The organism is Burkholderia sp. Bp8991 (assembly GCF_003853795.1).
Taxonomy (GTDB): domain Bacteria; phylum Pseudomonadota; class Gammaproteobacteria; order Burkholderiales; family Burkholderiaceae; genus Burkholderia.
On the sequence record NZ_QTQJ01000057.1, the window covers coordinates 1 to 22,944 of the forward strand.

The 22,944-nt window shown below is 61.8% G+C and carries 35 protein-coding genes and 2 pseudogenes; 35 read left to right on the forward strand and 2 right to left on the reverse strand.

What is annotated here, in order from left to right; all coding sequences use genetic code 11:
• From DIE02_RS34480 to dsbD, 32 genes and pseudogenes are all read left to right on the forward strand, one after another.
• Positions 1-77, forward strand: a pseudogene (locus DIE02_RS34480) (elongation factor Tu); the annotation flags it as partial.
• 285 nt (positions 78-362) lie between these two features.
• Positions 363-674, forward strand: coding sequence for a 30S ribosomal protein S10 (gene rpsJ, locus DIE02_RS34485; RefSeq protein ID WP_004199280.1), 312 nt, complete (start codon positions 363-365; stop codon positions 672-674).
• Between the two features lie 178 nt (positions 675-852).
• Complete coding sequence (gene rplC, locus DIE02_RS34490) at positions 853-1,503, forward strand: 50S ribosomal protein L3 (protein ID WP_006752926.1); 651 nt, start codon at positions 853-855, stop codon at positions 1,501-1,503.
• Positions 1,503-2,123 (forward strand): 50S ribosomal protein L4, encoded by a 621-nt coding sequence (rplD, locus tag DIE02_RS34495; RefSeq protein WP_006477192.1) that lies wholly within the window; start codon positions 1,503-1,505, stop codon positions 2,121-2,123. The genes rplC and rplD overlap by 1 nt, the downstream gene beginning before the upstream one ends.
• The gene (rplW, locus tag DIE02_RS34500) at positions 2,120-2,434 is read left to right on the forward strand and encodes a 50S ribosomal protein L23 (RefSeq protein ID WP_004199275.1); all 315 of its coding nucleotides are present in this window, start codon (positions 2,120-2,122) and stop codon (positions 2,432-2,434) included. Before rplD ends, rplW begins: the two co-directional genes overlap by 4 nt.
• A gap of 2 nt (positions 2,435-2,436) precedes the next feature.
• Entirely contained in the window at positions 2,437-3,264 is an 828-nt protein-coding gene (rplB, locus tag DIE02_RS34505) for a 50S ribosomal protein L2 (protein WP_006482900.1), read from the forward strand.
• 10 nt (positions 3,265-3,274) lie between these two features.
• Positions 3,275-3,550, forward strand: coding sequence for a 30S ribosomal protein S19 (rpsS, locus tag DIE02_RS34510; protein WP_004199273.1), 276 nt, complete (start codon positions 3,275-3,277; stop codon positions 3,548-3,550).
• Between the two features lie 12 nt (positions 3,551-3,562).
• Complete coding sequence (rplV, locus tag DIE02_RS34515) at positions 3,563-3,892, forward strand: 50S ribosomal protein L22 (RefSeq protein WP_004199272.1); 330 nt, start codon at positions 3,563-3,565, stop codon at positions 3,890-3,892.
• Between the two features lie 11 nt (positions 3,893-3,903).
• Entirely contained in the window at positions 3,904-4,704 is an 801-nt protein-coding gene (rpsC, locus tag DIE02_RS34520; RefSeq protein ID WP_006482899.1) for a 30S ribosomal protein S3, read from the forward strand.
• 2 nt (positions 4,705-4,706) lie between these two features.
• Positions 4,707-5,123 (forward strand): 50S ribosomal protein L16, encoded by a 417-nt coding sequence (gene rplP / locus DIE02_RS34525; protein ID WP_006482873.1) that lies wholly within the window; start codon positions 4,707-4,709, stop codon positions 5,121-5,123.
• Positions 5,124-5,132: 9 nt separating this feature from the next.
• Positions 5,133-5,327 (forward strand): 50S ribosomal protein L29, encoded by a 195-nt coding sequence (gene rpmC / locus DIE02_RS34530; protein WP_006400652.1) that lies wholly within the window; start codon positions 5,133-5,135, stop codon positions 5,325-5,327.
• Positions 5,324-5,596, forward strand: a complete 273-nt coding sequence (rpsQ, locus tag DIE02_RS34535; RefSeq protein WP_006752928.1) for a 30S ribosomal protein S17 — start codon at positions 5,324-5,326, stop codon at positions 5,594-5,596. The genes rpmC and rpsQ overlap by 4 nt, the downstream gene beginning before the upstream one ends.
• 309 nt (positions 5,597-5,905) lie before the next feature.
• On the forward strand, positions 5,906-6,274 hold the full coding sequence (gene rplN, locus DIE02_RS34540) for a 50S ribosomal protein L14 (RefSeq protein WP_006752929.1): 369 nt from the start codon (positions 5,906-5,908) through the stop codon (positions 6,272-6,274).
• Between the two features lie 9 nt (positions 6,275-6,283).
• A complete protein-coding gene (gene rplX / locus DIE02_RS34545) occupies positions 6,284-6,592 on the forward strand; it encodes a 50S ribosomal protein L24 (protein ID WP_006477187.1) in 309 nt (102 codons plus the stop codon).
• A 16-nt stretch (positions 6,593-6,608) separates the two neighbouring features.
• Entirely contained in the window at positions 6,609-7,148 is a 540-nt protein-coding gene (gene rplE / locus DIE02_RS34550) for a 50S ribosomal protein L5 (protein ID WP_006477186.1), read from the forward strand.
• Between the two features lie 7 nt (positions 7,149-7,155).
• Positions 7,156-7,461, forward strand: a complete 306-nt coding sequence (gene rpsN / locus DIE02_RS34555; RefSeq protein WP_006482884.1) for a 30S ribosomal protein S14 — start codon at positions 7,156-7,158, stop codon at positions 7,459-7,461.
• 14 nt (positions 7,462-7,475) lie between these two features.
• Positions 7,476-7,871 (forward strand): 30S ribosomal protein S8, encoded by a 396-nt coding sequence (rpsH, locus tag DIE02_RS34560; RefSeq protein WP_006477185.1) that lies wholly within the window; start codon positions 7,476-7,478, stop codon positions 7,869-7,871.
• 18 nt (positions 7,872-7,889) lie between these two features.
• Positions 7,890-8,420, forward strand: coding sequence for a 50S ribosomal protein L6 (rplF, locus tag DIE02_RS34565; protein WP_006758786.1), 531 nt, complete (start codon positions 7,890-7,892; stop codon positions 8,418-8,420).
• A 12-nt stretch (positions 8,421-8,432) separates the two neighbouring features.
• Positions 8,433-8,798, forward strand: coding sequence for a 50S ribosomal protein L18 (gene rplR / locus DIE02_RS34570; protein ID WP_006477183.1), 366 nt, complete (start codon positions 8,433-8,435; stop codon positions 8,796-8,798).
• Positions 8,799-8,812: 14 nt separating this feature from the next.
• Positions 8,813-9,331 (forward strand): 30S ribosomal protein S5, encoded by a 519-nt coding sequence (gene rpsE / locus DIE02_RS34575; protein WP_006752931.1) that lies wholly within the window; start codon positions 8,813-8,815, stop codon positions 9,329-9,331.
• Positions 9,332-9,346: 15 nt separating this feature from the next.
• Positions 9,347-9,529: a 50S ribosomal protein L30 gene (gene rpmD, locus DIE02_RS34580; protein WP_006400644.1), complete on the forward strand. Its 183-nt coding sequence runs from the start codon at positions 9,347-9,349 to the stop codon at positions 9,527-9,529.
• 26 nt (positions 9,530-9,555) lie between these two features.
• Complete coding sequence (rplO, locus tag DIE02_RS34585) at positions 9,556-9,990, forward strand: 50S ribosomal protein L15 (RefSeq protein WP_006482880.1); 435 nt, start codon at positions 9,556-9,558, stop codon at positions 9,988-9,990.
• A gap of 42 nt (positions 9,991-10,032) precedes the next feature.
• Positions 10,033-11,382, forward strand: a complete 1,350-nt coding sequence (gene secY / locus DIE02_RS34590; RefSeq protein WP_006400642.1) for a preprotein translocase subunit SecY — start codon at positions 10,033-10,035, stop codon at positions 11,380-11,382.
• A 9-nt stretch (positions 11,383-11,391) separates the two neighbouring features.
• The gene (infA, locus tag DIE02_RS34595; RefSeq protein WP_004521905.1) at positions 11,392-11,610 is read left to right on the forward strand and encodes a translation initiation factor IF-1; all 219 of its coding nucleotides are present in this window, start codon (positions 11,392-11,394) and stop codon (positions 11,608-11,610) included.
• A gap of 20 nt (positions 11,611-11,630) precedes the next feature.
• Entirely contained in the window at positions 11,631-11,747 is a 117-nt protein-coding gene (rpmJ, locus tag DIE02_RS34600; RefSeq protein ID WP_004199844.1) for a 50S ribosomal protein L36, read from the forward strand.
• A 38-nt stretch (positions 11,748-11,785) separates the two neighbouring features.
• On the forward strand, positions 11,786-12,151 hold the full coding sequence (rpsM, locus tag DIE02_RS34605; RefSeq protein WP_039323572.1) for a 30S ribosomal protein S13: 366 nt from the start codon (positions 11,786-11,788) through the stop codon (positions 12,149-12,151).
• A gap of 28 nt (positions 12,152-12,179) precedes the next feature.
• Positions 12,180-12,581, forward strand: coding sequence for a 30S ribosomal protein S11 (gene rpsK, locus DIE02_RS34610; protein ID WP_004197937.1), 402 nt, complete (start codon positions 12,180-12,182; stop codon positions 12,579-12,581).
• Positions 12,582-12,737: 156 nt separating this feature from the next.
• The gene (rpsD, locus tag DIE02_RS34615) at positions 12,738-13,361 is read left to right on the forward strand and encodes a 30S ribosomal protein S4 (protein WP_006477177.1); all 624 of its coding nucleotides are present in this window, start codon (positions 12,738-12,740) and stop codon (positions 13,359-13,361) included.
• Between the two features lie 124 nt (positions 13,362-13,485).
• Positions 13,486-14,463 carry a DNA-directed RNA polymerase subunit alpha gene (locus DIE02_RS34620; RefSeq protein WP_006477176.1) on the forward strand — a complete coding sequence of 326 codons (978 nt, stop codon included), beginning with the start codon at positions 13,486-13,488 and terminating at the stop codon, positions 14,461-14,463.
• A gap of 147 nt (positions 14,464-14,610) precedes the next feature.
• Positions 14,611-15,006 carry a 50S ribosomal protein L17 gene (gene rplQ, locus DIE02_RS34625; protein ID WP_006477175.1) on the forward strand — a complete coding sequence of 132 codons (396 nt, stop codon included), beginning with the start codon at positions 14,611-14,613 and terminating at the stop codon, positions 15,004-15,006.
• Positions 15,007-15,212: 206 nt separating this feature from the next.
• Entirely contained in the window at positions 15,213-15,539 is a 327-nt protein-coding gene (gene cutA, locus DIE02_RS34630; protein ID WP_124489450.1) for a divalent-cation tolerance protein CutA, read from the forward strand.
• Positions 15,532-17,379: a protein-disulfide reductase DsbD gene (dsbD, locus tag DIE02_RS34635; protein ID WP_124489449.1), complete on the forward strand. Its 1,848-nt coding sequence runs from the start codon at positions 15,532-15,534 to the stop codon at positions 17,377-17,379. Before cutA ends, dsbD begins: the two co-directional genes overlap by 8 nt.
• A 111-nt stretch (positions 17,380-17,490) precedes the next feature.
• On the opposite strand, the gene hemB is transcribed toward dsbD, so the two are convergent.
• Together hemB and yihA are read right to left on the reverse strand one after the other, a co-directional pair.
• Positions 17,491-18,489, reverse strand: coding sequence for a porphobilinogen synthase (gene hemB, locus DIE02_RS34640; protein ID WP_121860787.1), 999 nt, complete (start codon positions 18,487-18,489; stop codon positions 17,491-17,493).
• A 253-nt stretch (positions 18,490-18,742) separates the two neighbouring features.
• A complete protein-coding gene (gene yihA, locus DIE02_RS34645; protein ID WP_044848923.1) occupies positions 18,743-19,402 on the reverse strand; it encodes a ribosome biogenesis GTP-binding protein YihA/YsxC in 660 nt (219 codons plus the stop codon).
• Positions 19,403-19,619: 217 nt separating this feature from the next.
• Here yihA and DIE02_RS34650 point away from each other — a divergent pair, with 217 nt between their 5' ends.
• The 3 genes and pseudogenes from DIE02_RS34650 to DIE02_RS34660 all read left to right on the forward strand — a co-directional run.
• Positions 19,620-20,273 carry a cytochrome c gene (locus DIE02_RS34650; RefSeq protein ID WP_044848922.1) on the forward strand — a complete coding sequence of 218 codons (654 nt, stop codon included), beginning with the start codon at positions 19,620-19,622 and terminating at the stop codon, positions 20,271-20,273.
• 201 nt (positions 20,274-20,474) lie between these two features.
• A complete protein-coding gene (locus tag DIE02_RS34655) occupies positions 20,475-22,685 on the forward strand; it encodes a cytochrome c biogenesis protein ResB (RefSeq protein ID WP_044848921.1) in 2,211 nt (736 codons plus the stop codon).
• Positions 22,686-22,689: 4 nt separating this feature from the next.
• Positions 22,690-22,944, forward strand: a pseudogene (locus DIE02_RS34660) (c-type cytochrome biogenesis protein CcsB); the annotation flags it as partial.

A 22,944-nucleotide genomic window follows, 5' to 3' on the forward strand; every position in this document is an offset into this window, starting at 1 on the left:
AAGAAGGTCTGCGCTTCGCAATCCGCGAAGGCGGCCGTACCGTCGGCGCCGGCGTCGTCGCCAAGATCATCGAGTAATATCGACGATCCGCGGATCCCTCCGGGGTCCGCGATTCCACGGTAGGCAGTCGTACCGTCGAAACCGGGTGTCCAGTTCGATCTGGCACCCGGTTTTTCTTTGTGGCGTGCGCGTTGCCATATTGACAAACGCACACCACCGCTTCGATTTTTCGTGTAGAATCGCGGGCTTAGCAGTGGAAGTACCGTTCGGGACCGGGCGCCTCGCTCCCCGCAGGCAACAGGTTTCGCGTTCTTTTAGTGTCCGGCGATGCAACATCGCCTCGCTCTTTTCAAGGAATCGTCATGCAGCAACAGAAAATCCGCATTCGCCTGAAGGCTTTCGACTATCGTCTGATCGATCAATCGGCTGCCGAGATCGTCGATACCGCGAAGCGGACTGGCGCAATCGTCCGTGGCCCGGTGCCGCTGCCGACGCGCATCCAGCGTTTTGACATCCTGCGTTCGCCGCACGTCAACAAGACGTCGCGCGATCAGCTCGAAATCCGTACCCACCAGCGCCTGATGGACATCGTCGATCCGACCGACAAGACGGTTGACGCGCTGATGAAGCTCGACCTGCCGGCTGGCGTCGACGTGGAAATCAAGCTGCAGTAAGGCTTTCGGCGCCTCCCGGCGTGCCGGGCGGTGCTAAGTCTTTGTATTGCTTGCGGAAATCGAGAAGTCGGGCTATACTACTTGGCTTTTCGCGTATTCGCGTAAAAAAGTTGGGCCTTGCGTGCCCGGCATTTTGTAAATCAGCCCCGACCAATCGCAGTCGGGAATGGAGAAAATGATGAGCCTTGGACTCGTAGGTCGCAAGGTTGGCATGACCCGTATCTTCACGGCTGAAGGGGATTCGATTCCCGTCACCGTGCTGGACGTGTCGGACAACCGCGTGACGCAGATCAAGACTGTTGAAACCGACGGCTACACGGCCGTGCAGGTTGCATTCGGCTCCCGCCGCGCATCGCGCGTGACGAAGCCGCTGGCAGGTCATCTCGCCAAAGCCGGTGTCGAAGCCGGTGAAATCCTCAAGGAATTCCGCATTGACGCGGCCAAGGCAGCCGAGCTGTCGAATGGCGCCGTGGTCGGTGCTGATCTTTTCGAAGTAGGCCAGAAGGTCGACGTGCAAGGCGTGTCGATTGGTAAGGGCTACGCCGGTACGATCAAGCGTTACAACTTCTCCTCCGGCCGTGCTACCCACGGTAACTCGCGCTCGCACAACGTGCCGGGCTCGATCGGTATGGCGCAGGATCCGGGTCGCGTTTTCCCGGGTAAGCGCATGACGGGTCACCTCGGTGACGTTACGGTGACGGTGCAGAACCTCGAAATCGCTCGTATCGACGCAGAGCGCAAGCTGCTGCTCGTCAAGGGCGCGATTCCGGGCGCGAAGGGCGGCAAGGTTTTCGTGACGCCGGCCGTCAAGACCAAGGGGGCGAAATAATGGAACTCAAGCTCCTGAACGAAAATGGTCAGGAAGGTGCAGTGGTCAACGCGTCGGACGTCGTGTTCGGTCGTGACTACAACGAAGCGCTGATCCACCAGGTCGTCGTCGCGTACCAGGCGAATGCTCGCCAGGGTAACCGCGCACAGAAGGACCGCGAGCAAGTCAAGCACACCACCAAGAAGCCGTGGCGTCAGAAGGGTACGGGCCGCGCTCGTGCCGGTATGTCGTCGAGCCCGTTGTGGCGTGGCGGTGGTCGCATCTTCCCGAACTCGCCGGAAGAAAACTTCTCGCACAAGGTCAACAAGAAGATGCATCGCGCAGGTCTCTGCTCGATCTTCTCGCAGCTGGCCCGCGAAGGCCGTCTGTCGGTCGTCGAGGACATCATCCTCGAAGCGCCGAAGACCAAGCTGCTGGCTGACAAATTCAAGACCATGGGTCTCGACTCCGTTCTGATCATCACGGACACGGTCGACGAGAACCTGTACCTGGCTTCGCGCAACCTGCCGCACGTGGCGATTGTCGAGCCGCGCTACGCTGACCCGCTGTCGCTGATCTACTTCAAGAAAGTGCTGGTCACGAAGGCTGCGGTCGCCCAGATCGAGGAGTTGCTGTCATGAGCGAGATTCGCAAGAACGATCATCGTTTGATGCAGGTCCTGCTCGCACCGGTGATCTCGGAAAAGGCGACGCTGGTTGCCGACAAGAACGAGCAAGTCGTGTTCGAAGTCGCACCGGATGCCACGAAGCAGGAAGTGAAGGCGGCTGTCGAGCTGCTGTTCAAGGTTGAAGTTGATTCGGTCAACGTGCTGGTTCAGAAGGGCAAGCAAAAGCGCTTCGGCCGTTCGATGGGCCGCCGCAAGGACGTGAAGAAGGCGTACGTTTGCCTGAAGCCCGGCCAGGAAATCAACTTTGAAGCGGAGGCCAAGTAATCATGGCAATCGTGAAAGTTAAGCCGACATCGCCGGGTCGCCGCGCGATGGTCAAGGTGGTCAACAAGAACCTGCACCAGGGCAAGCCGTTCGCGGCACTGCTCGACTCGCAGAGCTCGACCGCCGGCCGTAACAACAACGGCCGTATCACCACGCGTCACAAGGGTGGTGGTCACAAGCAGCACTATCGTATCGTCGATTTCCGTCGCACGAAGGATGGCATTCCGGCAAAGGTCGAGCGTCTCGAGTACGACCCGAACCGTAGCGCGAACATCGCGCTGGTGCTCTACGCAGACGGCGAGCGTCGCTACATCATCGCCCCGAAGGGCCTGACCGTCGGCCAACAGCTGATGTCGGGTTCGGAAGCGCCGATCCGTGCAGGCAACACGCTGCCGATCCGCAACATTCCGGTCGGTACGACGATCCACTGCATCGAGATGCTGCCGGGCAAGGGCGCGCAAATGGCGCGTTCGGCTGGCACGTCGGCCATGCTGCTGGCACGTGAAGGCGTCTACGCGCAGGTTCGTCTGCGTTCGGGCGAAATCCGCCGCGTGCACATCGAGTGCCGTGCAACGATCGGTGAAGTCGGTAACGAAGAGCATAGCCTGCGCCAGATCGGCAAGGCTGGCGCGAACCGCTGGCGCGGTATCCGCCCGACGGTGCGTGGCGTTGCGATGAACCCGGTTGATCACCCGCACGGTGGTGGTGAGGGCAAGACGGCTGCAGGTCGCGACCCGGTGAGCCCGTGGGGTACGCCGGCTAAGGGTTACCGCACCCGCAGCAACAAGCGCACGACGACGATGATCGTCCAGCGCCGTCACAAGCGTTAAGGAGTAGGCAATGGCACGTTCTGTAAAAAAAGGTCCGTTCTGCGACGCCCATTTGCTGAAGAAAGTTGAGGCGGCTGCAGCTTCGCGCGACAAAAAGCCGATCAAGACCTGGTCGCGTCGCTCGACGATTCTGCCGGATTTCATCGGCCTGACGATCGCTGTTCACAACGGCCGTCAACACGTTCCGGTGTACATCTCGGAAAACATGGTCGGCCACAAGCTTGGCGAGTTCGCACTGACCCGTACGTTCAAGGGTCACGCGGCCGACAAGAAGGCCAAGAAATAAGGGGCAATCAAGATGGAAGTGAAAGCAATTCATCGCGGTGCCCGCATCTCGGCGCAAAAAACGCGCCTTGTGGCTGACCAGATCCGCGGTTTGCCGGTCGACAAGGCGCTGAACGTTCTGACGTTCTCGCCGAAGAAGGCGGCTGGCATCGTGAAGAAGGTTGTGCTGTCGGCAATCGCGAATGCGGAGCACAACGAAGGCGCTGATATCGACGAGCTCAAGATCAAGAGCATCTACGTCGACAAGGCGGCATCGCTCAAGCGTTTCACCGCGCGCGCCAAGGGCCGCGGTAACCGCATCGAGAAGCAATCCTGTCACATCACTGTGACGGTCGGGAATTAAGGAGCCATACGATGGGACAGAAAATTCATCCGACTGGCTTCCGCCTGGCTGTCAGCCGCAATTGGGCTTCGCGTTGGTACGCGAACAACAACAATTTCGCGGCGATGCTGCAGGAAGACATCGGTGTTCGTGAATACCTGAAGAAGAAGCTGAAGAACGCTTCGGTCGGTCGGGTGGTCATCGAGCGTCCGGCGAAGAACGCGCGCATCACGATTTACAGCTCGCGTCCGGGCGTCGTCATCGGCAAGAAGGGCGAGGATATCGAACAGCTGAAGACGGAACTGCAACGCCGCATGGGCGTGCCGGTTCACGTCAACATCGAAGAAATCCGCAAGCCGGAAACCGATGCGCAACTGATCGCTGACTCGATCACGCAACAGCTCGAGCGCCGGATCATGTTCCGTCGCGCGATGAAGCGTGCGATGCAGAACGCGATGCGTCTGGGTGCCCAAGGCATCAAGATCATGAGCGCAGGCCGTCTGAACGGTATCGAAATCGCTCGTACGGAGTGGTATCGCGAAGGTCGCGTGCCCCTTCACACGCTGCGTGCCGACATCGACTACGCGACCTCGGAAGCGAAGACGACCTACGGGATCATCGGCGTCAAGGTGTGGGTGTACAAGGGCGACACGCTCGGCCGCAATGACGCGCCGGTGGTCGAAGAAGTAGCCGAAGACAAGCGTCCGCGTCGCAATGCGCGTCCGGGCGACCGTCGTCCGCGCCGTGACGGCGAAGGCGGCGCTCCGGGTGCTCGTCGTGGCGCACCGCGCCGTGGCGCCGGCAAGCCCGAAGACGGCAAGACTGGAGAATAACGATGCTGCAACCGAAACGCAGAAAGTATCGTAAAGAGCAGAAGGGTCGTAACACCGGCAAGGCGACGCGCGGCAACGCAGTGTCGTTCGGTGAATTCGGTCTGAAGGCGATCGGTCGCGGTCGTTTGACCGCACGTCAGATTGAAGCGGCGCGTCGTGCAATGACGCGTCACATCAAGCGTGGCGGCCGCATCTGGATCCGGATCTTCCCGGACAAGCCGATTTCGCAAAAGCCGGCAGAAGTGCGTATGGGTAACGGTAAGGGTAACCCGGAGTACTACGTCGCCGAGATCCAGCCGGGCAAGATGCTCTATGAAATGGACGGCGTAACCGAAGAACTGGCACGCGAAGCGTTCCGTCTGGCTGCAGCCAAGCTGCCGCTGAAGACGGCATTCATCGTGCGCCAGCTCGGCGCCTAAGGAGAAAACATGAAGGCTTCCGAACTTCTCCAGAAAGACCAGGCCGCGCTCAACAAGGAGCTGGCGGACCTGCTGAAGGCGCAATTCGGTCTGCGCATGCAACTCGCGACCCAGCAGCTCACGAACACGAGCCAGCTGAAGAAGGTTCGTCGCGACATCGCACGTGTGCGGACCGTCATGACTCAGAAGGCGAACCAGAAATGAACGATAGCGTGAAAACCTCGCTGAAGCGGACGCTGGTCGGTCGGGTCGTCAGCAACAAGATGGACAAGACCGTCACCGTGCTGATCGAGCACCGCGTCAAGCACCCGATCTACGGCAAGTATGTCGTGCGCTCGAAGAAGTACCACGCGCATGATGAAGCGAACACCTGCAACGAAGGCGATCTCGTCGAAATCCAGGAAACTCGTCCTGTTTCGAAGACGAAGGCCTGGACGGTGTCGCGCCTCGTCGAAGCAGCTCGCGTCATCTAAGCGGGCAGAGCAGTAGGCAGTAACAAGCACTTCGCCACGAAGTGCTTGAAATCGCAAAGTTTTTGCTTGCGTGACCAGGGTTATTTGTTATAATCCTGGTCTTCCCTCTTTATGGGAGCCCCGTCGCGGGCGAAGTTGGTGGGGGAAGCGGACTGGCGCCAGCCTGTCCGAAAGATTCACCGAATTGCGATGGCGGGTTTCGTTTGCCGTCGCTGCTGTTCCAACCCAAGCAGCCGATTGGCTGACGGGACCAAGACTGACCGAATGCATCATGGTGGTGCAATCGGATTAAGTTGGGAAAGACAAACCATGATCCAGACCGAATCTCGGCTCGAAGTAGCCGACAACACGGGTGCACGTGAAGTCATGTGCATCAAGGTGCTCGGCGGCTCGAAGCGTCGTTATGCCGGCATTGGCGACATCATCAAGGTGACCGTCAAAGAAGCAACGCCGCGCGGGCGCGTGAAGAAAGGCGAAATCTACAACGCCGTGGTGGTCCGCACCGCCAAGGGTGTTCGCCGTCAAGACGGCTCGCTGATCAAGTTCGACGGCAACGCCGCTGTGCTTTTGAATAACAAGCTTGAGCCGATCGGCACCCGTATCTTCGGGCCGGTGACGCGTGAGCTGCGTAGCGAACGATTCATGAAGATCGTTTCGCTGGCGCCGGAAGTGCTGTAAGGAGTCGCGATGAACAAGATTCGCAAAGGTGACGAAGTCATCGTCGTCACTGGCAAAGACAAGGGCAAGCGCGGCGTCGTGCTGGCTGTCGGTGCAGAACATGTGACGGTTGAAGGTATCAACCTCGTCAAGAAGCATGTGAAGCCGAACCCGATGAAGGGTACGACGGGCGGCGTGGAAGCGAAGACGATGCCCCTGCATATTTCGAACGTCGCACTGGTCGACGCGAATGGCAAGGCGTCGCGTGTTGGCATCAAGGTCGAGGAAGGCAAGAAGGTTCGCTTCCTGAAGACGACCGGTGCCGTACTGAGCGCCTGACGCAGCGGAGTAAAAAATGGCTCGTTTTCAAGAGTTTTACAAAGAAAAGGTTGTGCCCGGCCTGATCGAGAAGTTCGGTTACAAGTCGGTCATGGAAGTGCCGCGCATCACCAAGATCACGCTGAACATGGGTCTTGGCGAAGCGATCGCTGACAAGAAGATCATCGAGAACGCCGTCGGCGACCTCACGAAGATCGCTGGTCAGAAGCCGGTCGTCACGAAGGCACGCAAGGCAATCGCAGGCTTCAAGATCCGCCAGGGTTACCCGATCGGCGCGATGGTGACGCTGCGTGGCCAAGCGATGTACGAATTCCTCGACCGTTTCGTGACCGTTGCCCTGCCCCGCGTGCGTGACTTCCGCGGTGTGTCGGGTCGTGCCTTCGATGGCCGCGGCAACTACAACATCGGTGTGAAAGAGCAGATCATTTTCCCCGAAATCGACTACGACAAGATCGACGCACTGCGTGGGCTGAACATCAGCATCACGACGACTGCGAAGACCGACGACGAAGCAAAGGCTCTGCTCGCCAGCTTCAAGTTCCCGTTCAGAAACTGAGGTTACCGTGGCTAAACTGGCACTGATCGAACGTGAAAAGAAGCGCGCCCGCCTGGTCGCGAAGTTCGCAGCAAAGCGCGAAGCGCTGAAGGCGATCGTCGAAGACCAAAGCAAGTCGGAAGAAGAGCGCTACGAAGCACGCCTTGAGCTGCAGCAACTGCCCCGCAACGCAAACCCGACCCGCCAGCGTAACCGCTGCGCGATCACGGGCCGTCCGCGTGGCACGTTCCGTAAATTCGGCCTCGCGCGTAACAAGATTCGTGAAATCGCATTCCGTGGCGAGATTCCTGGCCTGACCAAGGCGAGCTGGTAATAGGAGAAACGTAAATGAGCATGAGTGATCCTATCGCCGATATGCTGACTCGCATCCGCAACGCGCAGATGGTCGAGAAGGTATCGGTCGCGATGCCCTCGTCGAAGGTCAAGGTTGCAATCGCGCAAGTCCTGAAGGACGAAGGTTATATCGACGATTTCGCCGTCAAGGCGGAAGGTGCGAAGTCCGAACTGAATATCGCGCTGAAGTACTACGCAGGTCGCCCGGTCATCGAACGCCTCGAGCGCGTGTCGAAGCCTGGTCTGCGCGTGTACCGCGGCCGTAACGACATTCCGCAGGTCATGAACGGCCTGGGTGTGGCAATCGTGTCGACGCCGAAGGGCGTGATGACCGACCGCAAGGCGCGCGCTACCGGCGTCGGCGGCGAAGTCATCTGCTACGTTGCTTAAAGCCGAGGAGAGAGAAACATGTCTCGAGTAGGTAAGAGCCCGATCGCGCTGCAAGGCGCGGAAGTCAAGCTGGCCGACGGTGCGATCACCGTCAAGGGCCCGCTGGGCACCATCACGCAAGCGATCAATCCGCTCGTGAACGTGGCGAACAACGACGGCACGCTGAATCTGTCGCCGGTCGACGAAAGCCGCGAAGCAAACGCACTGTCGGGCACGATGCGCGCGATCATCGCGAATGCCGTGCACGGCGTGACCAAGGGTTTCGAGCGCAAGCTGACGCTGGTTGGCGTCGGTTATCGTGCGCAAGCGCAAGGCGACAAGCTGAACCTGTCGCTGGGTTTCTCGCACCCGGTGGTGCACCAGATGCCGGAAGGCGTCAAGGCTGAAACCCCGACGCAAACCGAAATCGTGATCAAGGGGATCAACAAGCAACAAGTCGGTCAAGTGGCTGCGGAAGTCCGCGGTTACCGTCCGCCGGAGCCGTACAAGGGCAAGGGCGTGCGCTATTCCGACGAGGTTGTGATCCTCAAAGAAACGAAGAAGAAGTAAGGGTGCGCAATCATGGATAAGACTCAATCTCGCCTGCGCCGCGCTCGCCAGACGCGTATCAAGATCGCTGAGCTGCAGGTCGCGCGTCTCGCCGTGCATCGCACGAACACGCACATCTACGCTCAAGTGTTCTCGCCCTGCGGCACCAAGGTGCTCGCCAGCGCGTCGACGCTCGAAGCAGAAGTGCGCGCTGAACTGGCCGACAAGTCGGGCAAGGGCGGCAACGTTAATGCCGCGACGCTGATCGGCAAGCGTATTGCCGAGAAGGCAAAGGCTGCCGGCATCGAATCCGTCGCCTTCGACCGCTCGGGCTTCCGCTACCATGGCCGCGTCAAGGCGCTGGCTGAGGCAGCTCGCGAAGCTGGGCTCAAGTTCTAAGGAAGGAATTCGTCATGGCAAAGATGCAAGCGAAAGTTCAGGCTGACGAGCGCGACGACGGCCTTCGCGAAAAGATGATTTCGGTCAATCGCGTGACCAAGGTCGTGAAGGGTGGCCGTATTCTCGGCTTCGCCGCACTGACCGTGGTTGGCGACGGTGATGGCCGCATCGGTATGGGCAAGGGCAAGGCGAAGGAAGTGCCGGTCGCTGTCCAGAAGGCAATGGAACAAGCTCGCCGCAACATGTTCAAGGTGCCGCTCAAGAACGGCACGCTGCAGCACGAAGTGCACGGCAAGCATGGCGCATCCGCTGTCCTCCTCGCTCCGGCGAAGGCAGGTACGGGCGTGATCGCCGGCGGCCCGATGCGCGCAGTGTTCGACGTGATGGGCGTTCAGAACGTCGTGGCGAAGAGCCACGGTTCGACGAACCCGTACAACCTCGTTCGCGCCACGCTGGACGGTCTGCGCAAGCAGTCGACCCCGGCAGACATCGCGGCGAAGCGCGGCAAGTCCGTCGAAGATATTTTGGGCTAAGCCCGGGTGGTCACCATGTCTGAAAAAACTGTCAAGGTTCAGCTCGTCAAGAGCCTGATCGGGACCCGCGAATCGCACCGTGCGACCGTGCGTGGCCTGGGCCTGCGCCGACTCAACTCGGTTAGCGAGCTGCAGGATACGCCGGCGGTCCGCGGCATGATCAACAAGGTCTCGTACCTCGTTAAGGTCATCGCGTAAGCGGCCCTACGGATCAAGGAGTTGATATGGAATTGAATAACCTGAAGCCGGCCGCTGGTGCAAAGCACGCCAAGCGTCGTGTCGGCCGCGGCATCGGTTCGGGCCTCGGCAAGACGGCTGGCCGTGGTCACAAGGGTCAGAAATCGCGTTCGGGCGGCTTCCACAAAGTCGGTTTCGAAGGCGGTCAGATGCCGCTGCAACGTCGTCTGCCGAAGCGCGGCTTCACGTCGCTGACGAAGGAATTCGTCGGTGAAGTGCGCCTGGGCGACCTCGAGAAGCTGCCGGTCGATGAAATCGATCTGCTCGCACTGAAGCAAGCCGGCCTGGTCGGCGAGCTGACGAAGAGCGCAAAGATCATCGCGACGGGCGAACTGAAGCGCAAGATCGTCGTGAAGGGTCTCGGCGCCACCAAGGGTGCGCGCGCTGCGATCGAAGCGGCTGGCGGTTCGTTCGCCGAGTGACACGCGTAGCGCGTCGTTACTTGCATTCATCGGAGAAGGTACTTGGCTAACAGCCCGAGTCTTGCAAAACCCGGTCGAAGCACGGCGAAATTCGGCGATCTGCGTCGGCGAGCGATGTTCCTGCTCCTGGCGCTGATCGTCTATCGCATCGGCGCGCACATCCCCGTGCCGGGCATCGATCCGGATCAACTGGCGAAGCTGTTCCAGAGCCAGGCGGGCGGCATCCTGGGCATGTTCAACATGTTCTCGGGTGGCGCGCTTTCCCGCTTCACGATCTTTGCGCTGGGGATCATGCCGTACATCTCGGCGTCGATCATCATGCAGTTGCTGGCGATCGTCTCGCCGCAACTCGAGGCGCTGAAGAAGGAAGGGCAGGCAGGGCAACGGAAGATCACGCAGTACACGCGGTATTTCACCGTGGTGCTCGCGACCTTCCAGGCGTTCGGTATCGCGGCTGCGCTGGAAAACCAGCCGGGCCTCGTGATCGACCCCGGCATGCTGTTCCGGCTGACGACGGTCGTGACGCTGGTTACCGGCACGATGTTCCTGATGTGGCTGGGTGAGCAGATCACCGAGCGTGGTCTGGGCAACGGCATCTCGATCATCATCTTCGGCGGGATTGCAGCAGGGTTCCCGAATGCCGTCGGTGGGCTGTTCGAGCTGGTGCGTACGGGTTCGATGAGCATCATTTCGGCGATCATCATCGTCGTTCTGATCGCCGCGGTGACTTACCTGGTCGTGTTCATCGAACGCGGTCAGCGCAAGATCCTCGTGAACTACGCGAAGCGCCAGGTCGGCAACAAGATCTACGGTGGCCAGTCGTCGCACTTGCCGCTGAAGCTGAACATGTCGGGCGTGATTCCGCCGATCTTCGCATCGTCGATCATCCTGTTCCCGGCCACGATTCTCGGCTGGTTCAGCACGGGTCAGCCGTCGGGAAGCTGGATCTCCAACACGTTGCATAACGTCGCGGAGGCGCTGAAGCCGGGCCAGCCGGTCTATGTGCTGCTGTACACGCTGGCGATCGTGTTTTTCTGCTTCTTCTACACCGCACTGGTGTTCAACAGCAGGGAAACCGCGGACAACCTGAAGAAGAGCGGCGCGTTTGTTCCGGGCATTCGTCCGGGCGACCAGACCGCACGATATATCGACCGCATCCTCACGCGTCTGACGCTGGCCGGTGCGATCTACATCGTCTTCGTGTGTCTGCTGCCGGAATTCCTGGTGCTGCGCTGGAACGTGCCGTTTTATTTTGGTGGAACGTCGCTGCTGATCATTGTCGTCGTCACGATGGACTTCATGGCGCAGGTGCAGTCGTACGTTATGTCGCAACAGTATGAGTCGCTGCTCAAGAAGGCAAACTTCAAGGGCGGCAACATCCCAATGCGTTAATCAAGGACTATGGCCAAAGACGATGTAATCCAGATGCAAGGTGAGGTGATCGAAAACCTCCCGAATGCGACCTTCCGCGTGAAGCTGGAAAACGGCCATGTCGTGTTGGGGCATATCTCCGGGAAGATGCGGATGCACTACATCCGCATCCTGCCGGGCGACAAGGTGACGGTTGAATTGACGCCTTACGATCTGTCTCGTGCGCGGATCGTGTTCCGGGCGAAGTGATTTGAAAAAAGGGTATTATCATGAAAGTGATGGCATCGGTTAAGCGCATTTGCCGCAATTGCAAGATCATCAAGCGCAAAGGCGTCGTTCGCGTGATCTGCAGCTCGGATCCGCGCCACAAGCAGCGCCAAGGCTGACCGCGCGTTTGTTTGCGCTTTTTGTTTGAGGAAAAACAATGGCTCGTATCGCAGGGGTTAACATCCCGAATCACCAGCATACCGAGATCGGCCTGACGGCAATCTTCGGTATCGGCCGCACGCGCTCGCGCAGCATCTGCACGGCAGCTGGCGTGGAATTCTCGAAGAAGGTCAAGGACCTGACCGACGCAGACCTCGAAAAGCTGCGTGAAGAAGTGGGCAAGTTCATCGTCGAAGGCGATCTGCGCCGTGAAGTGACGATGAACATCAAGCGCCTGATGGACCTCGGTTGCTACCGTGGCGTTCGTCATCGCAAGGGCCTGCCGATGCGCGGTCAGCGTACGCGTACGAACGCACGTACCCGCAAGGGTCCGCGTCGTGCAGCGCAAGCGCTGAAGAAGTAAGCGGAACTGACAGTTACAGGAAAACGTAATGGCTAAGGCTTCGAACACCGCGGCGCAACGCGTTCGCAAGAAGGTTAAGAAGAACGTCGCTGAAGGCGTGGTTCACGTTCACGCGTCGTTCAACAACACGATCATCACGATCACCGATCGCCAGGGCAATGCACTGGCATGGGCGACGTCGGGCGGCCAGGGCTTCAAGGGCTCGCGCAAGTCGACGCCGTTCGCTGCTCAGGTTGCTGCTGAGTCGGCCGGTCGCGTGGCGATGGAATATGGCGTGAAGAATCTGGAAGTGCGGATCAAGGGCCCGGGCCCGGGTCGTGAGTCGGCAGTGCGTGCACTGCATGGCCTCGGCATCAAGATCACCGCGATTTCGGACGTCACCCCGATTCCGCACAACGGCTGCCGTCCGCCGAAGCGCCGTCGTATCTAAGAATGCTGCTGGCACGTTCGTGCTGGCGCATTTGCCTGTCGCCGCGTAGCGTCGACGGGCGTTGCTTTTTTGATTGACTAAGCCCACCGTTCGCCCCAAAGGGCGCGAACTAGCGCGGATTCCGGTCCGCGTGACTGATTGATAAAGGAATGCAAAGTGGCACGTTATATCGGCCCTAAGGCCAAGCTGTCCCGCCGTGAAGGCACCGACCTGTTCCTGAAGAGCGCGCGCCGCTCGCTCGCCGACAAGTGCAAGCTCGACAGCAAGCCGGGTCAGCACGGCCGTACCTCGGGCGCACGTACGTCCGACTATGGTACGCAGCTGCGCGAAAAGCAGAAGGTCAAGCGTATTTACGGCGTCCTGGAGCGTCAGTTCCGCCGCTACTTCGCTGAAGCCGACCGCCGCAAGGGCAACACGGGTGAAAACCTGCTGCAACTGCTCGAGTCGCGTCTCGACAACGTCGTGTATCGCATGGGCTTCGGCTCGACCCGCGCTGAAGCGCGTCAGCTGGTGAGCCACAAGTCGATCACGGTGAACGGCGTCGTCGCGAACGTGCCGTCGCAGCAAGTGAAGGCGGGTGACGTCGTCGCGATCCGCGAAAAGGCGAAGAAGCAGGCGCGTATCGTCGAAGCGCTGTCGCTGGCCGAGCAAGGCGGCATGCCGAGCTGGGTTGCAGTCGATGCGAAGAAGTTCGAAGGCACGTTCAAGCAAATGCCGGAACGCGCTGAAATCGCAGGCGACATCAACGAAAGCCTGATCGTCGAATTGTATTCGCGTTAATCCGATTGACGGCCGAGGTACCCCGATTGCGTTATGCAAGGAGGGGCCTCGGCTGTTTATTTTCTGGTTGTTACCGGTCAGCCTTATCGGTGTAACGAGCCGAGGGTATTGAAAAGGAAAGCCCATGCAAACCAGTTTGCTGAAACCCAAGATCATCGCCGTGGAATCGCTGGGCGAGAACCACGCGAGGGTGGTCATGGAACCGTTCGAACGCGGTTACGGCCACACCTTGGGCAATGCGCTTCGCCGCGTGCTGCTGTCGTCGATGGTTGGCTACGCGCCGACCGAGGTCACGATCGCTGGCGTGGTGCACGAGTATTCGACGCTTGACGGCGTGCAAGAGGACGTCGTCAACCTGCTGCTGAACCTGAAGGGTGTGGTGTTCAAGCTGCACAACCGTGACGAAGTGACGGTGACCCTGCGCAAGGAAGGCGAAGGCGTCGTCACGGCCGGCGATATCGAGCTGGCGCACGATTGCGAAGTCATCAACCCGAATCACGTGATCGCACACCTGTCGAAGGGCGGCAAGCTCGACGTTCAGATCAAGATCGAAAAGGGTCGCGGCTATGTGCCCGGCAACGTCCGTCGCTACGGCGAAGACACGGCCAAGATCATCGGCCGCATCGTCCTCGACGCATCGTTCTCGCCGGTTCGCCGCGTGAGCTACGCCGTTGAAAGCGCACGTGTCGAGCAGCGTACCGACCTCGACAAGCTCGTGATGAACATCGAGACGAGCGGCGTGATCACCCCGGAAGAGGCGATCCGTCAATCGGCCCGCATCCTGGTCGACCAGCTGTCCGTGTTCGCGGCACTGGAAGGCACGGAAACGGCTGCCGAAGCACCGTCGCGCGCACCGCAGATCGATCCGATCCTGCTGCGTCCGGTGGACGATCTCGAGCTGACGGTTCGTTCGGCGAACTGCCTGAAGGCCGAGAACATCTACTACATCGGCGACCTGATCCAGCGCACGGAAAACGAGCTGCTGAAGACGCCGAACCTCGGTCGCAAGTCGCTCAACGAGATCAAGGAAGTGCTCGCTTCGCGCGGTCTCACGCTGGGCATGAAGCTCGAAAACTGGCCGCCGGCTGGTCTCGACAAGTAAGCCCGGTTGTAGCCCGGCTGTAGCAGTAGTTGGCAAAGATGCGGATTTTCCTTTAAAATCCGCATCTTGCTTTTTTCTCTACCGGCCCGTGCACCCCAGAGGTGCGATAGAAGAGCTGGATCAAAACTTTGAATCAAGGAAACTGAAATGCGCCATCGTCATGGTCTGCGGAAACTGAACCGCACGAGCAGCCACCGTCTGGCTATGCTCCGTAACATGTCCAACTCGCTGATCGAGCACGAAGTCATCAAGACGACGCTGCCGAAGGCGAAGGAACTCCGTAAAGTCGTCGAGCCGCTGATCACGCTCGGCAAGAAGCCGTCGCTGGCAAACCGTCGCCTGGCGTTCAACCGCCTGCGCGATCGTGACTCGGTGGCGAAGCTGTTCGACGTGCTCGGTCCGCGTTTCGCGAACCGTCCGGGCGGCTACCTGCGCGTGCTGAAGTTCGGCTTCCGCGTCGGCGACAACGCACCGATGGCACTGGTCGAGCTGCTCGATCGTCCGGAAGTCGACGAAACGGAAAACGTGCAAGAAGCCGAGTAAGCTTCCGGTACGCAGCAGGATCCGAAAGGGCCGAGCAATTGCTTGGCCCTTTTTGTTTTTGGCGGCGCCTCGGCTGCGATCGATTGTCGCAGGCCGGTGCCGGCAGTGTCGCGCGGGCTGCGCTACGATATGCAGTTATCGGCGCGGGCCCTCGATGGGCGATTCGTGGCGGCGGAAGCCGGTAAAGGCCAGTCAGGAGGGCGCGTATGGTGGTGGTATTGATGCTGACGACGGTGCCGGATGCGGTGACGGCCGCGGCGCTCGCCGACGGCGCGCTCGACGCGCGGCTTGCCGCGTGCGTGTCGGAGCTCGGTGCGATCAAGTCGCGCTATCACTGGCAGGGCAAGGTCGAGACGGCCGACGAGATCCAGTTGCTGTTCAAGACGAGCCCCGTCCGCTCGCTCGAACTGGAGCGATTTATTCTCGCGCATCATCCGTACGAGACGCCGGAAATCGTCTCGTGGCAGGGGACGGCCACGGCCGCGTACGGCCAGTGGGTGACCAGCGAAACTCAACGTCTATTTCATGTTTAACGGTATGGCGCTTTCCGTGCGCGTGCGCGCGCTGCGGTTCCTCGCAGTCCTGATGTCGTTCATGTTCGTGCTGGGCGGCCTGTCGGTCGCGCGCGCAGCCGACGATTTTCTCGATCCGTCGGTCGCATTCAAGTTCAGCGCGAGCGAATCGCCGGGGCAGGTGGACGTCCGTTTCAAGGTTGCCAGCGGCTATTACCTGTACCGCGAGCGGTTCGCGTTCGCGGTGAAGGGCGGGCAGGCGACGCTCGGCGATCCGCAATTCCCGGCCGGCCATGTGAAGTTCGACCAGACGTTCCAGAAGGAAGTCGAGACCTATCGCGACGAGGTCGTGATTCATGTTCCGGTCAAGCAGGCGGCGGGGCCGTTCGAGCTCGCTGTGACGTCGCAAGGATGCGCCGACGAAGGAATCTGCTATCCGCCTGCGGAGCACGTCGTGAAGGTCGACGGCGCTGCGCTGGGCGCGGCCGCGCCGGTCGATCGCACGGCGGCTTCGGGCAGCTGGTTCGACAAGGTCACGAGCGCGGATTTCGCGCAGTCGCTGCTCGAGGGGCACGATTTCTTCACCATCGTCGCACTGTATTTCGTCGCCGGCGTCGTGCTGAGTCTCCTGCCCTGCTCGTATCCGATGATTCCGATCGTGTCCGCGATCATCATCGGCCAGGGCACGCGCGCGACGCACGCACGCGGTTTCGCGCTGTCGCTGACGTACGTGGTCGGCATGGCGCTCGTCTATACGGTGCTGGGCATCGCGGCGGCGCTGGTCGGCCAGAGCCTGGGCGCATGGCTGCAGAACCCGTGGGTGCTCGGTGCATTCGGCGTGCTGCTCACCGCATTCGCCGTATCGCTGATTTCCGGCAAGGACATCGCGCTGCCCGAGCGCTGGCAGAACGGCGCCGCGGAAGCCTCGAGCGCGCGCCGGGGCGGCCACTTCGTCGCGGTCGCCGCGATGGGGGCGTTGTCGGCGCTGGTCGTCGGCGCATGCATGACGGCGCCGCTGTTTGCGGTGCTCGCGTTCATCGCGCACACCGGCAATGCGCTGCTCGGCGGCGCTGCGCTGTTCGCTATGGGGTTGGGGCTCGGCGTGCCGCTGCTCGTCGTCGGCATCGGTGCAGGTACGGTGCTGCCGCGCGCGGGCGCATGGATGGACGGCGTGAAGGTGTTCTTCGGCATCGTGCTGCTTGCCGCCGCGCTGTGGATCGTGTGGCCGGTGCTCGCGGGTGCTCTGAAGATGGTGCTCGCCGCATTGTGGCTGCTCGTCGCGGCTGCGGCGCTTGGCCTGTTTACGCCGCATGCCGGCGCCGCATCGATCTGGCGCCGTCTCGGTCGCGGCCTCGGTGCTGCGCTTGCGATCTGGGCTGCAACGCTGCTCGTCGGTCTTGCGGCGGGCTCCAACGACCCCGTGAAGCCGCTGGCCGTGCTCGCGGCGCGCACGGTTGCGTCGGGCGATGCGTCGGCAGCCGGTGCGGCGACCGGAGGGCAGGGGCCCGCGTTCGCGTCGGTGCGCTCCAGTCGCGAGCTCGATGCGCTGCTGAAGACGTCGGGCCAGCCCGTGATGCTCGACTTCTACGCCGACTGGTGCGTGAGCTGCAAGGAGATGGAGCATCTGACGTTCACCGATTCGCGCGTGCAGGCGCGGCTCGCGCAGCTTCACCTGGTGCGTGCCGACGTCACCGCGAACAATCCGGACGACCGGGCGCTGCTCAAGCGCTTCAATCTGTTCGGGCCGCCGGGCATCATCTTCTTCGATCGCAACGGCAACGAAATCGGCCGTGTGGTCGGTTATCAGGCGGCCGAGACGTTCCTGCGCAGCCTCGATCGCGCGGCGGTACCGACGGTGTGACGCGCGCTCGTCGGCGCACGGGCGGCCCGCTGCGCCGACCGGACGGTGCAAAAAAAACGGCGGGACACCGAAGTGTCCCGCCGTTTTTCCTTGCGCCGGCCGGCGCGCGGCTCAGCGCTGCGCTTTCAGCAGACGCGCGGCATCGAGCGCGAAGTACGTGAGCACGCCGTCGGCGCCAGCGCGCTTGAATGCGAGCAGCGATTCGAGCACGACCTTGTCGTGATCGAGCCAGCCGTTCATCGCGGCGGCCTTCAGCATCGCGTATTCGCCGCTCACCTGGTACACGTAGGTCGGGAAGCGGAACTCGTCCTTCACGCGGCGCACGATGTCGAGATACGGCATGCCGGGCTTGACCATCACCATGTCGGCGCCTTCGTCGATGTCGAGGCGCACTTCGCGCAGCGCTTCGTCGCTGTTCGCCGGATCCATCTGGTAGGTCATCTTGTTGCCCTTGCCCAGATTGGACGCCGAGCCGACCGCATCGCGGAACGGGCCGTAGAACGCCGACGCGAACTTGGCCGAATAGGCCATGATGCGCGTATGGATGTGACCGTCGCTTTCCAGCATTTCACGGACCGCGCCGATGCGGCCGTCCATCATGTCCGACGGCGCGACGATGTCGACGCCGGCTTCGGCCTGCGCACGCGCCTGGTCGACCAGGATCTCGATCGTGTCGTCGTTGATCACGTAGCCGTTCTCGTCGAGCACGCCGTCCTGGCCGTGGCTCGTGTACGGGTCGAGCGCGACGTCGGTCAGCACGCCGAGTTCGGGGAAGCGCTTCTTCAGTTCGCGCACCGCGCGCGGGATCAGGCCTTCCGGATTTGCCGCTTCGCGGCCGTCAGGCGTCTTCAGCGACGGCTCGATGGCCGGGAACAGCGACAGCACGGGCACGCCGAGTTCGACGCACTGCTCGGCGACATGCATCAGCAGATCGACCGACACGCGCTCGACGCCGGGCATCGACGGGACGCTCTGGCGTTCGTTGGTGCCGTCCACGACGAACACCGGATAGATCAGGTCGTCGGTGGTCAGGCGGTTTTCGCGCATCAGGCGCCGGGAGAAGTCGTCGCGGCGCATCCGGCGCGGACGGTGAAGCGGATGGAAGCTCATGGCGATTGGGCAGAAATCAGGGTAGTAAGAACCTTACGGAACCCTTAGGTCATTTTCGAGAGCGTTGGTATATGATAGCGATCGAGCGGCACGCGTCGCGTGCCGCTCCCCGCTTCTCCTCCCTGAGCGGGTGCCTGTCGTTATTCGATTAGGCTGTTTGACCCGCCGTTCAACGGCGGGTTTTTTTATGAGCCGGCCGAATCCGCAGGTGCCGTCAGGTGCGCATGGCCGGTCCCGGCCGCGCGTTGCCCGCTCATTGTGCTACAGGCTCGCTTTTTTCGTCGGCGACGGACGGCCGCACCCAGCTCTCGATCAGTTCATGGGCCTCGTCGAGCCCCGTGCGCTTCAGCGCCGAGAACAGCTGGACCGTCAGCTTGCCCTTCACGCCCTGGTCACGGTACGCGTCGAGTCCCTTCTGCGTGTTGCGCAGCGCGTTGATGCTTTCTTGCCGCGTCAATTTGTCGCACTTCGTCAGCAGCGTGTGGATCGGCTTGCCGGTCGGCGCGAACCACTCGATCATCCGGCGATCGAGGTCGGTCAACGGGCGGCGCGAATCCATCATCAGGATCAGGCCGCACAGCTGCGAACGCGTCGCGAGGTAGGACGACAGCAGCATTTCCCAGTGGGCCTTCGCGGCCCCCGGCACTTCCGCGTAGCCGTAGCCGGGCAGGTCGACGAGGTTCGCGACGGGCTCGGCGGCCGGGCCGACGGAGAAGTAGTTGATGTGCTGGGTGCGGCCGGGCGTCTTCGACGCGAAGGCGAGCCGCTTCTGGTTGCACAGCACGTTGATCGCCGTCGATTTGCCGGCATTCGAGCGGCCCGCGAACGCGATTTCCGGTTGTACCGTCGGCGGCAGGTCGCGCAGATGGTTGACGGTCGTGTAGAAGCGGGCTTGGTGGAGCAAAAAGGCCATGGGGAAACCGGTGGGACGGGGCGGCGCGAGCCGCTTGGTGGAGGCGGGGTAGCCCCGATAGGCGCGGGAGCTTTCAGCGCGATATTGTACAATACGGCGGTTTTGCCGAAGGGCTGTGGGCGCCTGCCTCGCGCTTTTATGCAGCTTCTGCGGTAGACTGGTCGACGTCGTTTTTTGCAGAACCTCAAATTCCCACAAGACGAAACAGGGTGTGCGAATGAATCGACTGTGCAAGTCTCTGATGGTGCTTCAGGTTGCAGCAGGGTTCGTAGGTTTCGTAGCGGAGGCAAATGCGGCGGATGCGGCAAAGCCGGATCTGGACCGCGGCAAGGCGATTGCCGGGCAAGTTTGCGCGTCGTGTCACGGCGCGGACGGCAACAGCGCGTCGGGCAGTTTCCCGAAGCTGGCCGGCCAGCATCCCGACTATCTGGTCAAGCAGTTGAACGACTTCAAGGCCCAGCCGGGCGCGAAGGGGCCGGCGCGGACCAATCCGGTGATGGTCGGGTTCGCGAGCGCGTTGAGCGCGGACGACATGCGCAACGTCGCTGCGTATTACGGATCTCAGACGACGAAGCTCGGCACCGCACGCGACGCGGCGACCGTGCCGATCGGCCAGAAGATCTATCGCGGCGGCATCGCGGAAAAGGGCGTACCCGCCTGCGCGAGCTGCCACGGGCCGACGGGGCAGGGGATTCCGGTCCAGTATCCGCGTCTGTCGGGGCAATGGGCCGATTACACGGTTGCCCAGTTGACCGCGTTCCAGCAGGGTGTCGGCGCGCGCAACAACAACGAGGCGATGCATCAGATCGCAGCGCGTCTGTCGGACAACGAGATCAAGGCCGTCGCGGATTACATCGCGGGCCTGCGTTGACCGGACGGTCGCGAATGGAATGACCGGGCGCCCGAAGGGCGGCCGGCGTCAGAACAAGAAAAAGGGTGGGGCGCCGCGTGATTGCGGTTGCCTCGCCCTTTTTTGTCAGCACTCGCCGGGTCGTCCCCAGCGTGCTGACCGCCCCCTTGGGGCAGCGAACATAGTGAGCGTAGGGGCTGTTTCCCCTTAGTCGGAGTTTGAATGAGCGTTACCACGTCGGGGTTGCAGTCGAAGTCGGGTCAAAGTGCGTCCAGGCGCGCGATCGAGCTGCTGAGCTCGATGCGCTTCGCGATCGCGCTGCTGGTAGTGCTGTCGATCGCGAGCATCGTCGGCACGGTCCTGACGCAGGACGACCCGTATCCGAACTACGTGAACCAGTTCGGGCCGTTCTGGGCGGACATCTTCCGCTCGCTGGGCCTGTACAACGTGTACAGCGCCTGGTGGTTCATGCTGATCCTGATCTTCCTCGTCGTGTCGATCTCGCTGTGCGTGATCCGCAATGCGCCGAAGATGCTTGCCGATGCGAAGAGCTGGAAGGACAAGGTCCGCGAAGGCAGCCTGCGCGCGTTCCACCACAAGGCCGAATACTCGGCGTCCGGCACGCGCGCGACCGTCGCGGCCACGCTCGCCACGTTCGTCACCAAGGCCGGCTACAAGCACGTCGTGCGTGAAACCGACGGCGCGACGCTGATTTCCGCGAAGCGCGGCGCGCTGACGAAGTGGGGCTACATCTCCGCGCACCTTGCGATCGTCGTGATCTGTATCGGCGGCCTGCTGGACAGCAACCTGCCGATCAAATTCCAGATGTGGATGTTCGGCAAGAGCCCGGTCAACACGAGCGCGACGATCAGCGAAATCTCGCCCGACCACCGGCTGTCCGTGTCGAACCCGACGTTCCGCGGCTACGCGTGGGTGCCGGAAGGCCAGTTCGTGTCGACCGCGATCCTGAACCAGCCGAGCGGCTCGCTGATCCAGGACCTGCCGTTCTCGATCCAGCTCAACAAGTTCATCGTCGACTACTACACGACCGGGATGCCGAAGCTGTTCGCGAGCGACATCGTCGTGATCGATCGCGAGACGGGCCAGAAGATCCCGGCGCGCGTCGAGGTCAACAAGCCGTTCACGTACAAGGGCGTGTCGATCTACCAGTCGAGCTTCCAGGACGGCGGCTCGCAGATGGAGATGACGGCCTACCCGATGACGGGCGGCAACGCGAAGACCTTCGCGGTGAAGGGCACGATCGGCAGCACGGCGCCGCTGCAGATGCCGGGCAGCGACGGCGACACGATCGAGTTCTCCGACTTCCGCGCGATCAACGTCGAGAACATGGCCGACGCGAACGGCAAGCCGGACGTGCGCGGCGTCGCGAAGACGGCGTCGCTGAAGGAAGCGTTCGACGAGCGGCTCGGTTCGGGCGCGAAGACGTCGAAGCCGGTGCAGCTCCACAACATCGGCCCGTCGGTGCAATACAAGATTCGCGGCAAGGACGGCCAGGCGCGCGAATTCAATAACTACATGCTGCCCGTCGACATGGGCGGCACGCGCGTGTTCCTCGCCGGCGTGCGCGCGAGCCCGAACGATCCGTTCCGCTACATGCGGATTCCGGCCGACAGCCAGGATTCGATCGGCGAATGGATGCGCCTGCGCGCCGCGCTCGAGGATCCAGCCGTGCGTGCCGACGCCGCCGCGCGCTTCGCGCAGCGTTCGCTGCCGACGACCGAAGCGTCGCTGCGTGGCCGCCTGCAGGACAGCGCGTTCAAAGTGCTGACCCTTTTTGCGGCGAGCGACGACAGCATTGGCCGCGGCGCCGACGGCCAGCCGGTCGGCGGCTTCCAGGCGGTGGCGACCTTCATCGATCGTTCGGTGCCGAAGGCCGAGCAGGAGAAGGCGGCGAGCCTGCTGCTGCGCATGCTCGAGGGTTCGATGTGGGAGGTCTGGCAGATCGCGCGCGAGCGCGCCGGCGAGCCGGCTGCCCAACAGGGCGCCGACACGATCCGCTTCGTGCAGAACGCGATCAATGCGCTATCGGACAGCTTCTTGTATGGATCGCCGGTCTATTTGCAGCTTGACTCCTTCAAGCAGGTGCAAGCTTCGGTATTTCAGTTGACGCGCGCACCCGGCAAGAATCTGGTGTATCTTGGCAGCCTGCTGCTGGTCGCCGGCATCTTCTCGATGTTCTACGTGCGCGAGCGGCGCCTCTGGTTCTGGCTCAAGGATGCCGGTTCGGGCGTCGATGTGGTGATGGCGATGTCCACGGCCCGCAAGACCTTCGATTTCGAAAAAGAATTCGTGCAGACGCGCGACGCGGCCGGCGCCGCCTTGCGCGCCGCACCGCGCGACGCCGCGCCCGCCGGTGCGGCAGCGACTGCCCGTCCGCCTGCCGGCGGCGATTCCGAGAATTCCACCCGGTAACATCATGGATCTCACGCAAGTTTCCTCTTCCCGTTCGGGGCCGGTTCAGGCCCCGAATCCGGCGCCGTTGTTCGACGACCGTCCGTTCCTCGCGCGCCTGTCGGTCATCGACTGGCTGTTCGCACTGGCACTCGTGGCGGGCGCGGGCTATGCGTTCGTGCATTACAACGAACACATGAATTACTACGACAAGGCGGTGATGATCGGCACCGTGCCGGCGCTCGTCGTGCTCGGCTGGCGCTGGAAGCCCGCGCGGCTG